Here is a 12,836-nt window from a genome sequence, read left to right as displayed (position 1 = left end):
AGCATGGACAGGTCCCTCGGTGCGCGCCTGACGCGACACCCCGTCATCGGCACACTCTACGGTGTTGACCAGATCGACGCCATTTTTGAAAGCGTGGCCGAAGTCTGCATTGTCGCCAACGTGGAACTGCGCAAGCTGCAGCCCGTCATCGCCACGCTGGCCAGCGCCGGCAAGTACGTCATCGTCAATATCGACAGCTGCGAAGGCTTGTCGCAGGACAAGGGCGGGGTGGAGTACCTGGCCGACATCGGGGTGACCAGTCTGGTCTCCACGCGCGTGGCAACGATCCAGCGCGCCAACCGCGCCGGCATGGTGACGATGCAGAAGGTCTTTGTGACCGACCGCTCCACCTGGCCGCGCAGCGTCAAGGCGCTCGAACAGAGCGACCCGAACCTGGTGCAGCTGATGCCGGCACCGATGCTGTCGCACCTGCCAGAAGCGGACCGCAAGGCGCTGCCGCCGATCGTGACATCAGGCTTTGTCTGCAATCGGGATGATATCCGCAGCGCGCTCGCACAAGGCGCTGTGGCCGTCTCCACCAGCGACCGCAAGCTCTGGAACCTGGAAGCGAGAGCGCTGAAGGCGTAAGAGTCCCGCCTGGGCAGTTTCGCTGACCGCTGATCGGCCAAAACTGGCCTGCAGCCGCAGGAAGATCGTATAGTCATGTCCTCGGACCTGGCTTGCCCCGCGCCGCGCCGGCCTGCGCCGCGCAGCCTGCAAGCCACCCCCCACATTCCTGATCCCGGAGGACTCCCCCATGAAAACCAAAGCCGCCATCGCCTGGAAAGCCGGCGCCCCGCTGACCATTGAAGACGTGGACCTGGACGGCCCGCGCGCCGGGGAAGTGCTGGTGGAAGTCAAGGCCACCGGCATCTGCCATACCGATTACTACACCCTGTCCGGCGCCGACCCGGAAGGCATCTTCCCGGCAATCCTGGGCCATGAGGGCGCCGGCATCGTCACCGACGTTGGCCCCGGCGTGACCTCGCTCAAGCCCGGCGACCACGTGATCCCGCTGTACACGCCGGAATGCCGCCAGTGCAAGTTCTGCCTGTCGCGCAAGACCAACCTGTGCCAGGCGATCCGCGCCACGCAGGGCAAGGGCCTGATGCCGGACGGCACCTCGCGCTTTTCCATCGACGGCAAGCCGATCTTCCACTACATGGGCACCTCGACCTTCGCCAACCACATCGTGGTGCCGGAGATCGCGCTGGCCAAGATCCGCCCGGATGCGCCGTTCGACAAGGTCTGCTACATCGGCTGCGGCGTCACCACCGGCGTGGGCGCGGTGCTGTTCACCGCCAAGGTGGAAGCCGGCGCCAACGTGGTGGTGTTTGGCCTGGGCGGCATCGGCCTGAACGTGATCCAGGCGGCCAAGATGGTGGGCGCCGACAAGATCATCGGCGTGGACCTGAACCCGGGCCGCGAAGCCATAGCGCGCAAGTTCGGCATGACCCACTTCATCAACCCGAAGGACGTGGAGAACGTGGTCGACCACATCATCCAGCTGACCGACGGCGGTGCAGACTATTCGTTCGAATGCATCGGCAACACGCAGGTCATGCGCCAGGCGCTGGAGTGCTGCCACAAGGGCTGGGGCAAGTCGATCATCATCGGCGTGGCCGAGGCCGGCGCGGAGATCTCGACGCGCCCGTTCCAGCTGGTGACCGGGCGCGAGTGGAAGGGCTCGGCCTTTGGCGGCGCGCGCGGGCGCACCGATGTGCCCAGGATCGTCGACTGGTACATGGAAGGCAAGCTCAATATCGACGACCTGATCACGCACACGCTGCCGCTGGAGCGCATCAACGAGGGCTTCGACCTGATGAAGCGCGGCGAGTCGATCCGCTCCGTGGTGCTCTACTGAGGACGGCGCCGACATGGAACTGATCTCGCAACACGGCTGCCACGGCGGCGTGCAGCGCTTCTATCGCCATGATTCGACGGCGATCGGGCTGCCGATGCGTTTCTCGGTCTACCTGCCGCCGCAGGCGCAGGCAGGCGGCAAGGTGCCGGTGCTGTTCTACCTGGCCGGCCTGACCTGCACCGAGGAAACCTTCATGATCAAGGCCGGTGCGCAGCGCTTTGCCGCCGAGCACGGCCTGATGCTGGTGGCGCCCGATACCAGCCCGCGCGGAGCGGGCCTGCCGGGCGAGGCCGATGCCTGGGACTTCGGCGTGGGTGCCGGGTTCTATGTCGATGCCACCGAGGCGCCGTGGCAGGAGTACTGGCGCATGGAAAGCTATGTGGCCGACGAACTGTTCGGGCTGGTCACCACCGCCTTGCCGGGCGATGCCGGCCGCGTCGGCATCTTCGGGCATTCCATGGGCGGGCACGGCGCGCTGGTGCTGGCGCAGCGCCATCCGCAGCGCTTCCGCTCGGTGTCGGCGTTTGCGCCGATCGCCGCGCCGTCACGCTGCCCGTGGGGTGAGAAGGCGTTCACTGGCTACCTCGGCACGGACCGCGCCGCGTGGGCTGAGTACGACGCCAGTGAACTGATGGCACGCCAGAATGGGGCGCCCTTCCCGGCCGGCATCCTGGTCGACCAGGGACTGGACGACCAGTTCCTGCAAAGCCAGCTGCATCCGGAAGCCTTCGCGGCAGCCTGCCAGGCCGTCGGCCAGCCGCTGACGCTGCGCCGGCACAGCGGCTACGACCACGGCTACTACTTCATCACCAGCTTTATCGCCGATCACATCCGCCACCACGCGGCACAGCTGTAGACGCGCCGCATCAACCTTCCGCCACGCGGCGGTATGCCCCCGGGCGCGATCCGGTCCAGCGCCGGAACGCCCGGTGGAACGCGCCCGGCTCGGCAAAGCCGAGCTCGGCCGCGATATCCGCGACCGGGCGGCCCGAATGGCTGAGCGCCTCGATGGCAAGATCGCGCCGCAGCGCGTCCTTCAGGTCCTGGTAGCTGACGCCCTCCTCCATCAGCCGGCGCCGCAGCGATGATGCCGACAGGTTCAGGCTGATCGCCAGATCTTCAAAGGTGGGCCATTGATCCGGGCGTTGGTTACGCAGCAGCCTGCGCACGCGCGCGCCCACGCTGGCGCGGTCGGAGTACTTCACCACCACGTTGTGCGGCGCATCGCGCAGGAAGGCCTTCAGGCTGCGCTCGTCCTGGCGCACCGGCTGCTCCAGCAGTGCCGCGTCGAAGACCAGCGCCGTGGCCGGCTGCCCGAACGCCAGCTGGCGCGAATACATGACGCGGTATTCCGCGCTGTACTGCGGCTCGTCGTAGTCGAAGGCCGCCAGCCGCACCGGCACGCGCCGCCGCAGCAGCCAGCTCATCAGGCCATGCAGCATGATCAGCATGGTTTCCTTGGCAAACACGCCGGGCTGCCGCCCCAGGTGTGCGCAGGGCGCGGTCAGCACCAGCGCGGCCTCGTCGCCGTGGCGCTCCAGCCGCACGCCGATATCGTCCAGCAGCAGCCGGAAGTACCGCGTGATGCGCTCCAGCCCCTGCCCCAGGGTGCGGCTGCCCGCCACCGCGTGGCACAGCATGGCAAAACTGCCGCACTTCATGCTGCGCGAATCCTGCCCGAAGAATTCATCGTCCAGCGCCGCCGCCACGGCCATCCACAGCTCGCTGTAGCTGGCGGCCGATACGCGTGACTGCGGCACCGCCAGCAGCGCCGGCGCAATGCCAGAGCCGCGCAGCACCGGATCCGGGTCGATGCCGCGCGCGCGCAGCCCCGCGATGGCGTGGTGGACGAAACAGATGGCGACACTGCCTTTTTCCATGGCGCTGGAGGGTGGCAAACGAGTTCACGAAGATTGGCGGATTTTGGCATAGGAGCCCGCCTCCGGCGTTCCTACACTGCCCGCAGGTCAAACGCCAAGCGCGCATTCTGCCTGACTTGCCGCGCGGCTCCAAACCCCCACCCTCATCTGCCATGCACAGCGACTACACCGAAGAGCAAACCATGATCCGCGACAGCGCGCGCGCCTTTGCCAGCGAACGGCTGGCAGTGGGCGCCGCGCAATGGGACCGCGACGGCCGCCTGCCCGATGAAGTCGTCGCCGAGATGGGCGCGCTGGGGCTACTGGGCATGATCGTTCCCGAGGAATGGGGCGGCACCTATACCGACTACGTCGCCTATGCGCTCGCCATCGAAGAAATTGCCGCCGGCTGCGCCGCCTGCGCCACGATGATGAGCGTGCACAACTCGGTCGGCTGCGGGCCGGTCCTGCACTATGGCACCGATGCGCAGAAAGAACGCTACCTGGCGCGGCTGGCCAGCGGCGAGCTGATCGGCGCGTTCTGCCTGACCGAGCCGCAGGCCGGCTCCGAGGCGCACAACCTGCGCACGCGCGCGCGCTTCACCGACAACGGCTGGGTGCTCAACGGCAGCAAGCAGTTCGTCACCAACGGCCAGCGCGCCGGTGTGGCGGTGGTGTTCGCCTCGACCGAGCCCGAGCGCGGCAAGAAGGGCATCTCGGCCTTCCTTGTCCCCACAAACACCCCCGGCTTTATCGTCCACGCCCCGGAGAAAAAGCTCGGCATCCGCGCCTCGGACACCTGCGCGATCACGCTGGAAGACTGCACCGTGCCGCATGACGCACTGCTGGGCGAGCCCGGCGAGGGCCTGCGCATTGCGCTGTCCAACCTGGAAGGCGGACGCATCGGCATCGCCGCGCAGGCAATCGGCATTGCACGCTCAGCCTTCGAGGCCGCATGTCGCTATGCATCTGAACGCATCCAGTTCGGCCGCGCACTGCGTGAACACCCGCCCATTGCCAACATGCTGGCCGACATGGCCACCGAGCTGAACGCCGCGCGCCTGCTGGTGCACCGCGCCGCGCGCATGCGCAGCGAAGGCGTGCCGTGCCTGTCCGAAGCCTCGCAGGCCAAGCTGTATGCGTCCGAGCTGGCCGAGCGCGTGTGCTCCAAGGCGTTGCAGATCCACGGCGGCTACGGCTACCTCGAAGACTACCCGGTCGAGCGCCACTACCGCGACGCCCGCATCACCCAGATCTACGAAGGCACCAGCGAGATCCAGCGCATGCTGATCGCGCGCAGCCTGTAGTCCCCCATCCCTTGCCAACAGAACCAGACCTTCCGGAGACAACCATGAGTGCCGTGCCCAAGACCGACAATGCCGTGCCGACCGTGCCGCTGCTGATCAACGGCGAATGGGTGGATTCATCCGCCACCGAATTCCGCAACGTGGTCAATCCCGCCACGCAGGAAGTGCTGGCACGCGTGCCGCTGGCCACCGCAAGCGAGGTCGCCGCTGCCGTGGGCGCCGCACACCGCGCCTTTGCCACGTGGCGCCACACGCCCATCGGCGCACGGCTGCGCGTCATGCTGCGCTTCCAGGCCCTGATCCGCGAGCACAGCAAGCGTATCGCCGCCATCCTGACCGCCGAGCAGGGCAAGACCCTGGCCGATGCCGAGGGCGACATCTTCCGCGGGCTGGAGGTGGTCGAACACGCCTGTTCGATCGGCACCCTGCAGCAAGGGGGCTTTGCCGAGAACGTGGCCGCCACCGTCGACACCTACACGCTGCAGCAGCCGATTGGCGTGTGCGCGGGTATCACCCCGTTCAACTTCCCGGCGATGATCCCGCTGTGGATGTTCCCGATGGCGATCGTGTGCGGCAATACCTTTGTGCTCAAGCCGTCGGAGCAGGACCCGCTGTCCACCGTGGAGCTGGTCAAGCTGGCGCTGGAAGCCGGCGTGCCGCCGGGCGTGCTGAACGTGGTGCACGGCGCCAAGGACGTGGTCGATGCGCTGTGCACGCACCCGGACATCAAGGCGGTGTCGTTCGTGGGCTCGACCGCCGTTGGCACCCATGTCTATAACCTGGCCGGCGCGCACGGCAAGCGCGTGCAGTCGATGATGGGCGCGAAAAATCATGCCGTGGTACTGCCCGATGCGCACAAGGAGCAGACGCTGAACGCGCTGGCCGGTGCAGGCTTCGGCGCGGCCGGCCAGCGTTGCATGGCCACCTCGGTGGTGGTGCTGGTGGGGGCGGCACGCGACTGGGTGCCCGACCTGGTCGAACGCGCCAAGACCCTGAAAGTCGGCGCCGGCGCTGAAGCAGGCACCGATGTCGGCCCCGTGGTATCGGTGGCGGCAAAGGAACGGATCCTCGGCCTCATCGCCGCCGGCGAGCGCGAAGGCGCGACGCTGGTGCTGGATGGCCGCGGCGTGGAGGTGCCGGGCTTTCCGCAGGGCAACTTCATCGGCCCGACCATCTTTACCGATGTCCGGACCGACATGTCGATCTACACCGAGGAGATCTTCGGGCCGGTGCTGGTGGTGATCGGCGTCGATACGCTGGACGAGGCCATCGCCCTGGTCAACCGCAACCCGTTCGGCAACGGCACCGGCGTGTTCACGCAGAGCGGCGCCGCGGCGCGCAAGTTCCAGAGCGAGATCGACGTGGGCCAGGTCGGCATCAACATCCCCATCCCGGTGCCGGTGCCCTACTTCAGCTTCACCGGATCGCGTGGCTCCAAGCTGGGCGACCTGGGTCCGTACGGCAAGCAGGTGGTGCAGTTCTATACGCAGACCAAGACGGTGACGGCGCGGTGGTTTGATGACGCGACGGTCAACGATGGGGTGAACACCACCATCAGCCTGAAGTAATCGGGCGGCATTCAAGAACGACACGGAAGGAGACCCCATGCATATCGCCTTCATCGGCCTCGGCAACATGGGCGCGCCCATGGCGCGCAACCTGCTCAAGGCCGGCCATACGCTGACCGTATTCGACCTGAACGCCGCGGCGGTGGCGTCGCTGTGCGCCGAGGGCGCCGCCACCGCGGATTCCGCCCGAAAGGCCGTGGCCGAAGCAGACTTTGTCATCACCATGCTGCCCGCCGCTGCCCATGTGCGCAGCGCCTACCTGGGCCCGGAAGGCGTGCTGGCCGGCGTGCGCCCGGGCGTGCCGCTGGTGGATTCCAGCACCATCGACCCCGCCACCGTGCGCGAACTGGCCGCTGCCGCCGAGGCGCACGGCAATGCGCTGGCCGATGCACCGGTCTCCGGCGGCACCGTTGGCGCCCAGGCCGGCACGCTGACCTTCATGGTCGGCGCCACCGAAGCACTGTTCGCCCAGGTGCGCCCGGTGCTGGCCGGCATGGGGCGCAACCTGGTCCACTGCGGCGGCACCGGCACCGGCCAGGTCGCCAAGATCTGCAACAACCTGATCCTCGGCATCTCCATGATCGGCGTATCCGAGGCGATGGCGCTGGGCGTCAAGCTGGGCATCGACGCCAATGTGCTGGCCGGCATCGTCAATACCTCCACCGGCCGCTGCTGGGCCTCGGATACCTGCAACCCCTGGCCCGGCGTGATCGAGGCCGCACCGGCCGGGCGCGGCTACACCGGCGGCTTTGGCGCCGACCTGATGCTCAAGGACCTGGGCCTGGCCAACGACGCCGCGCGCAGCGTGAAGCAGCCGCTGTTCCTGGGCGCGCTGGCGCAGCAGGTCTACCAGGCCGTGAGCCATGCCGGCGACGGCCAGCTCGACTTCTCCGGCGTGATCCGCCAGTACCTGTCCGCCGCCGACAAGGAGGGCAAGCAATGATCGAGTTCGCCCTGCACGGCCACGTCGCCACGCTGACGCTGAGCCGCCCGCCCGCCAACGCCTTCACTGCGGAAGGCCTGCAGCAGTTGCGCGAGCTGGTGGCAAAGATCGACGCCAACCCCGAAGTGCGCGCCGTGGTGGTCACCGGTGCCGGCGAGAAGTTCTTCAGCGCCGGCGCCGACCTGAACGGCTTCGCCGAGGGCGACCGCGCCCATGCCCGCGTGATGGCGCAGCAGTTCGGCAGCGCCTTCGAGGCCCTGCAGAACGCGCGGCCCGTGGTGATCGCCGCGATCAACGGCTATGCCATGGGCGGCGGGCTGGAATGCGCACTGGCCTGCGATATCCGCATCGTCGAGGAACACGCGCAGATGGCCCTGCCTGAAGCCGCGGTCGGCCTGCTGCCGTGCGGCTGCGGCACGCAGACGCTGCCGTGGCTGGTCGGCGAAGGCTGGGCCAAGCGCATGATCCTGACCAACGAGCGCGTGGATGCCGCCACCGCGTTGCGCATCGGGCTGGTGGAAGAAGTCGTGCCGCGCGGCCAGGCCATCGCCACCGCGCTGGCGATGGCTGAGCGCGCCTGCAACGTGAGTCCCCGGGCCGCCGCGCACAGCAAGCGGCTGGTGCACCTTGCGCGCCAGGGCGTGCCACGCCAGGCCGCGCTGGCGCTGGAGCGCGAGCGCTTTGTCGACCTCTTCGACGATGCCGATCAGCGCGAAGGCGTCAACGCCTTCCTCGAGAAACGAACGCCGCAATGGCGCAACGCCTAGGAGCCCGCCATGCGCCTGACTGAAGAGACCAAGGCCGCCAACCTGGATGCCGCCGAGCCGGAGGTGCTGTTCCAGGTCGTCAACGGTGTCGGCATTGCCACGCTGAACCGGCCGCGCCAGCTCAATGCCCTGTCGTACCCGATGATCGTCGCGCTTGGTGCGCAGATGGAAGCCTGGGCGCGGGATGACGCCGTCCGCGCAGTGGTGCTGCGCGGCGCCGGCCCCAAGGCCTTCTGCGCCGGCGGCGACATCCGCGCGCTGACCGACAGCTACCGCGACGGCACCCCGCTGCACCGGCGCTTCTTCATCGACGAATACACGCTGGATTACCGCCTGCACCGCTATCCCAAGCCGCTGGTGGCGCTGATGGACGGCATCGTCATGGGCGGCGGCATGGGCCTGGCGCAGGCCGCGCACCTGCGCATCGTCACCGAACGCTCGCGCGTGGCCATGCCGGAGACCGGTATCGGCCTGGTGCCGGACGTGGGCGCCAGCCATTTCCTGTCGAAGCTGCCGGTGCAGCTGGCCCTGTACCTGGGACTGACCGGAGTCACCATCGGCGCGGCCGACGCGCTGCTGTGCGGGCTGGCCGATGCCGCGGTGGACAGCGCCACGCTGGCCGGGCTGGAGCAGACCCTCGCCGGCATCGCCTGGGGCCATGACGCGCTCGCTGACCTGCGCCATGCGCTGGTGCGCGAGCCGGTGGCCAGCGCCGCCGACGCGCCGCTGCTGCAGGTGCTGCCGGCGCTGCTGCAGCACTTCCCGGCGCATGCCACGCTGCCCGAGATCCTGGCCGGACTGGCCTGCCAGGACGACCCGGCCTACACCGCCTGGGCCACGCGCACCATCGACGTGCTGCGCACCCGCTCGCCGCTGTCCGCCTGCGCCACGCGCGAACTGCTGCTGCGCGGCCGCCGCATGGACCTGGCCGACTGCTTCCGCATGGAACTGGCGGTGGTGGTCAACACGTTCTCGCAGGGGGACTTCATCGAAGGCGTGCGCGCGCTGATCGTCGACAAGGACAACACGCCGCACTGGCGCATCGCCAGCTATGAAGCCGTCGATGACGTCGCCGTGCAGGCGCTGTTCCGGCCGTGGTGGGCACCGGGCGAACAGCCGCTGCCCCTGCCCGCCTGAGCGGATGCACCACCGTGAGCCTCGACGCGCTGCTGGCGCGCAGCCCCTGGGCGGCGGCACTGACCCCGGAGCAACGCCAGCGCGTGCGCGCCGAACTGCGTGAGCGCGCGGTGCCGCAAGGCGCCTATGTCATCCGCAAGGGCGACCTGGCCGACTGCTGGCTTGGCATCGCACAAGGCCTGGTCAAGGTGCATTGCGCATCGCCCTCGGGCAAGCGCGCGACGCTGACCGGCGTGCCGGCCGGTGGCTGGCTCGGTGAAGGCTCCCTGCTCAAGCGCGAGGCGCTGCGCTATGACGTAGTGGCCCTGCGCGATTCACGCATCGCCTGCATGCCGGGGGCGACGTTCCGCTGGCTGCAGGAGACCAGCCTTCCCTTCAACCGCTATCTGCTCGACCAGCTCAATGAAAGGCTGGGCCTGTTTATCGCCACCGTAGAGCATGAGCGGCTGCACGGCATCGAAGGACGCGTGGCGCGGGCGCTGGCTACGCTATTCCATCCCGTGCTATGCCCTTCCGGACCGGGCCCGGCGTTGCATCTGACGCAGGAAGAAGTCGGCCTGCTGGCGGGCATCTCGCGCCAGCGGGCTAATGCGGCGCTCAAGGTGCTGGAGGATGAAGGCTTGCTGGCGGTCAAGCACAGCGTGGTGCATGTGCTTGACCTGGAGGCGCTGCGCCGCTACTGAGCGCAGCGCTGGTTCATGCCTGCGCGGTTGATGCCGGCTTGACCAGCCCGTCGGCCCGGAACATCGCCTTGATGCCCCGCACCGCCTGCCGGATGCGCGATTCGTTCTCGATCAGGGCAAAGCGCACATACTCGTCGCCATAGTCGCCAAAGCCGATGCCCGGCGAGACCGATACCTTGGCCTTGGCCAGCAGCTGCTTGGAGAATTCCAGCGAGCCCAGCGCGCGGTACGGCTCGGGAATCCGCGCCCAGATATACATCGACGCCTTCGGGATCTCCACCGGCCAGCCTGCTTCGATCAGCCCGCGCGCCAGCACGTCACGGCGCGACTGGTACTGCGCGGCGATCTCGCTGACGCATTGCTGGTCGCCCTCCAGCGCGGCAATGGCCGCGATCTGCAGCGGCGTGAAGGTGCCGTAGTCGTGATAGCTCTTGATGCGCGTCAGCGCCGCCACCAGGTCCGGGTTGCCCACCATGAAGCCCACGCGCCAGCCCGCCATGTTGTAGCTCTTGGACAGCGTGAAGAACTCCACCGCGATGTCCTTGGCGCCCGGCACCTGCATGATCGACGGCGCCTTCCAGCCATCGAACACGATGTCGGCATAGGCCAGGTCGTGCACCACGAAGATGTCGTGCTTGCGTGCCAGCGCAATCACGCGCTCGAAGAAGTCCAGCTCCACGCATTGCGCGGTGGGGTTGGACGGAAAGCCCAGCACGATCATCTTCGGCTTGGGATAGCTGCCGCGGATGGCGCGCTCCAGCTCGGCAAAGAAATCGATGCCCGGCACCAGCGGCACCGAGCGGATATCCGCGCCGGCAATGACCGCGCCGTAGATATGGATGGGGTAGCTGGGATCGGGCACCAGCACCGTGTCGCCGCGGTCCAGCGTGGCCAGCATCAAGTGCGCCAGGCCTTCCTTGGACCCGATGGTGACGATGGCCTCGGTATCCGGGTCAATCTCCACGTCATAGCGTTCGCGGTACCAGTGCGCGATCGCGCGGCGCAGCCGCGGGATGCCCTTGGAGGCCGAATAGCCGTGCGTATCGGGCCGTTGCGCCGCTTCCGTGAGCTTGGCCACGATATGCGCCGGCGTGGCGCCATCGGGGTTGCCCATGCTCATGTCGATGATGTCCTCGCCACGGCGGCGGGCGGCCATCTTCAGCTCGGCGGTGATATTGAAAACGTACGGGGGAAGGCGATCGATGCGCGCAAAGCGGCGCTTGCCAGAAGCGGCAGTCATGGAGGAAGTCCTTTACGTAAGCGCCCGGAACCGTCCGAGCGACGTCGGCAGCCGTTGTCTCGGCTGCCGGAGACTCATGTTAGCGGGGATGCGGCGAATGCACAACGGTCACGTGAGGCCGCGCGAAAGATCAAAGCAGCTTGCCGCCCGGCGGACGCGTCGGCCGGTCCGGCGGCAGGTTGCGCACGATGCAGTCCAGCGCGCGCGAATCTGACTTGCCGCCAAGCGCCGCGCTGACCGAATCCCGATACTGCGTTGGCGAGATGCGCTGGTAGTAGAGCCGCGAGGTCTGGTCCAGCCAGTAGACGTAGTTGTCGTCGCCCCTGCTGCCACTGGTGCGCAGCCAGTCGCTGATATTGCTGGAGCCAACCACCATGTTGGGGCAAGCGGTCTGCAGCGAATCGAGATAGGCATTGAAGCCCTTGGCCTGGATATTGCGCACGGAGTCCGGCGCACAGGCCGCCAGCAACGCTGCGCAGGCGCAGGCCAGCGCGAAGCGCCGGCTGATCGTGAAGCGGCGAAAGGTGGGCGAAGGCTGCACGGCAGGGTCTCCCTGGCGGATGGCGGTCGCACTATCTTACCGGCACCCCGCCCGCTTCAGTCGTCCAGCGTCTCATGCACCGCCGAAGCGCCACGCTTCCAGTACGCCGACGCGCGGATACGGCGCTTGTCGACACCGCGTTCGCTGACCAGGTACTGGCGCACCGCTTTCATCGCCGCGGCTTCACCAGCGGCCCACACATAACCCTCGCCGCGCGGCAGCGTGAGCTTGCGTAGCACCCCTTCCAGCAGGCTGCCTTCCAGCGCATCGTCACGATGCAGCCAGTGCACATCGCATTGCGCCTGCGTCGGCAGAGGAATCTGCGACGCGGCATTGCCCACTTCCACCACCACGATGGCGCGCGTATCGGCCCCGAGCTCTTCCAGGCGCCGGGCGATCGCCGGCAGCGCGGTATCGTCGCCGATCAGCAGGTGCCAGTCGAACGCCGTGGGCACCACGAACGAGCCGCGCGGCCCGCCCACGCCCAGGTACTGGCCCGGCTGCGCCTGCGCGGCCCAGGTCGACGCGGGGCCATCGCCATGCAGCACGAACTCGATATCCAGCTCCTGCTTCGCCCCATCGTAGCGGCGCGGCGTGTAGTCGCGCGCGGGCGGCCGCGGCTGGCCTTCGGGGAAGGTGATGCCGTCCGGGGTGACCTGCGGCAGCACCGGCTTGTCAGCGCCGTCCACCGGGAAGAAGACCTTGACGTGGTCGTCGAACGACGCCGAGACAAAGTCCTGCAGATCAGCGCCGCCAAGCGTGACACGCAGCAACTGCGGTGACACTTGCGTGGTGCGCACCACTTGCAGCAGGCGCATCTTGAGCGGATGGCGCACGCGCTGCACAGTCAGGTCGCGTGCGGAGGCTTGATTGTTCTCACTCATATTGGAATTCCTTGGGATAGAACCCGGCACCTGCCGGGTCAGG

The 12,836-nt window shown here is 67.9% G+C and carries 13 protein-coding genes; 9 read left to right on the top strand and 4 right to left on the bottom strand.

What is annotated here, in order from left to right; translation table 11 throughout:
- The first annotated feature begins 3 nt into the window (after positions 1-3).
- The 3 genes from AC3WRI_RS04595 (at position 4) to fghA (ending at position 2,720) form a co-directional block, all read left to right on the top strand.
- Positions 4-588: a glycerol-3-phosphate responsive antiterminator gene (locus AC3WRI_RS04595; RefSeq protein ID WP_010814125.1), complete on the top strand. Its 585-nt coding sequence runs from the start codon at positions 4-6 to the stop codon at positions 586-588.
- A 169-nt stretch (positions 589-757) separates the two neighbouring features.
- A complete protein-coding gene (locus AC3WRI_RS04590; RefSeq protein WP_492292648.1) occupies positions 758-1,864 on the top strand; it encodes an S-(hydroxymethyl)glutathione dehydrogenase/class III alcohol dehydrogenase in 1,107 nt (368 codons plus the stop codon).
- A gap of 13 nt (positions 1,865-1,877) precedes the next feature.
- The gene (gene fghA / locus AC3WRI_RS04585) at positions 1,878-2,720 is read left to right on the top strand and encodes an S-formylglutathione hydrolase (RefSeq protein ID WP_010814123.1); all 843 of its coding nucleotides are present in this window, start codon (positions 1,878-1,880) and stop codon (positions 2,718-2,720) included.
- 10 nt (positions 2,721-2,730) lie between these two features.
- Here fghA and AC3WRI_RS04580 read toward each other — a convergent pair whose 3' ends face one another.
- The gene (locus AC3WRI_RS04580) at positions 2,731-3,744 is read right to left on the bottom strand and encodes an AraC family transcriptional regulator (RefSeq protein ID WP_010814122.1); all 1,014 of its coding nucleotides are present in this window, start codon (positions 3,742-3,744) and stop codon (positions 2,731-2,733) included.
- Between the two features lie 152 nt (positions 3,745-3,896).
- Between AC3WRI_RS04580 and AC3WRI_RS04575 the strand changes: the two genes are divergently transcribed.
- Genes AC3WRI_RS04575 through AC3WRI_RS04550 form a run of 6 tightly spaced genes read left to right on the top strand, consistent with a single transcriptional unit; the run spans position 3,897 to position 10,128 of the window.
- Complete coding sequence (locus tag AC3WRI_RS04575; RefSeq protein ID WP_010814121.1) at positions 3,897-5,030, top strand: acyl-CoA dehydrogenase family protein; 1,134 nt, start codon at positions 3,897-3,899, stop codon at positions 5,028-5,030.
- 44 nt (positions 5,031-5,074) lie between these two features.
- The gene (locus AC3WRI_RS04570; protein ID WP_492292646.1) at positions 5,075-6,598 is read left to right on the top strand and encodes a CoA-acylating methylmalonate-semialdehyde dehydrogenase; all 1,524 of its coding nucleotides are present in this window, start codon (positions 5,075-5,077) and stop codon (positions 6,596-6,598) included.
- Between the two features lie 37 nt (positions 6,599-6,635).
- A complete protein-coding gene (gene mmsB, locus AC3WRI_RS04565) occupies positions 6,636-7,541 on the top strand; it encodes a 3-hydroxyisobutyrate dehydrogenase (RefSeq protein ID WP_011617070.1) in 906 nt (301 codons plus the stop codon).
- A complete protein-coding gene (locus AC3WRI_RS04560) occupies positions 7,538-8,308 on the top strand; it encodes an enoyl-CoA hydratase (RefSeq protein ID WP_010814118.1) in 771 nt (256 codons plus the stop codon). The genes mmsB and AC3WRI_RS04560 overlap by 4 nt, the downstream gene beginning before the upstream one ends.
- 9 nt (positions 8,309-8,317) lie before the next feature.
- Positions 8,318-9,445, top strand: coding sequence for an enoyl-CoA hydratase/isomerase family protein (locus tag AC3WRI_RS04555; RefSeq protein WP_492292644.1), 1,128 nt, complete (start codon positions 8,318-8,320; stop codon positions 9,443-9,445).
- Positions 9,446-9,459: 14 nt separating this feature from the next.
- On the top strand, positions 9,460-10,128 hold the full coding sequence (locus AC3WRI_RS04550; protein WP_011617068.1) for a Crp/Fnr family transcriptional regulator: 669 nt from the start codon (positions 9,460-9,462) through the stop codon (positions 10,126-10,128).
- Between the two features lie 13 nt (positions 10,129-10,141).
- Here the strand turns inward: AC3WRI_RS04550 and alaC are convergent, their stop codons facing one another.
- The 3 genes from alaC to AC3WRI_RS04535 all read right to left on the bottom strand — a co-directional run bounded on the left by alaC (position 10,142) and on the right by AC3WRI_RS04535 (position 12,793).
- On the bottom strand, positions 10,142-11,368 hold the full coding sequence (gene alaC / locus AC3WRI_RS04545; RefSeq protein ID WP_011617067.1) for an alanine transaminase: 1,227 nt from the start codon (positions 11,366-11,368) through the stop codon (positions 10,142-10,144).
- 130 nt (positions 11,369-11,498) lie between these two features.
- Entirely contained in the window at positions 11,499-11,909 is a 411-nt protein-coding gene (locus AC3WRI_RS04540; protein ID WP_010814114.1) for a hypothetical protein, read from the bottom strand.
- Positions 11,910-11,965: 56 nt separating this feature from the next.
- Complete coding sequence (locus AC3WRI_RS04535) at positions 11,966-12,793, bottom strand: siderophore-interacting protein (RefSeq protein WP_011617066.1); 828 nt, start codon at positions 12,791-12,793, stop codon at positions 11,966-11,968.
- Positions 12,794-12,836: the final 43 nt, after the last annotated feature.

Source organism: Cupriavidus sp. FW305-27 (assembly GCF_058787995.1).
The sequence above is the reverse complement of the archived record's forward strand: the minus strand, read 5'-3'. Positions and strand labels throughout refer to the sequence as shown.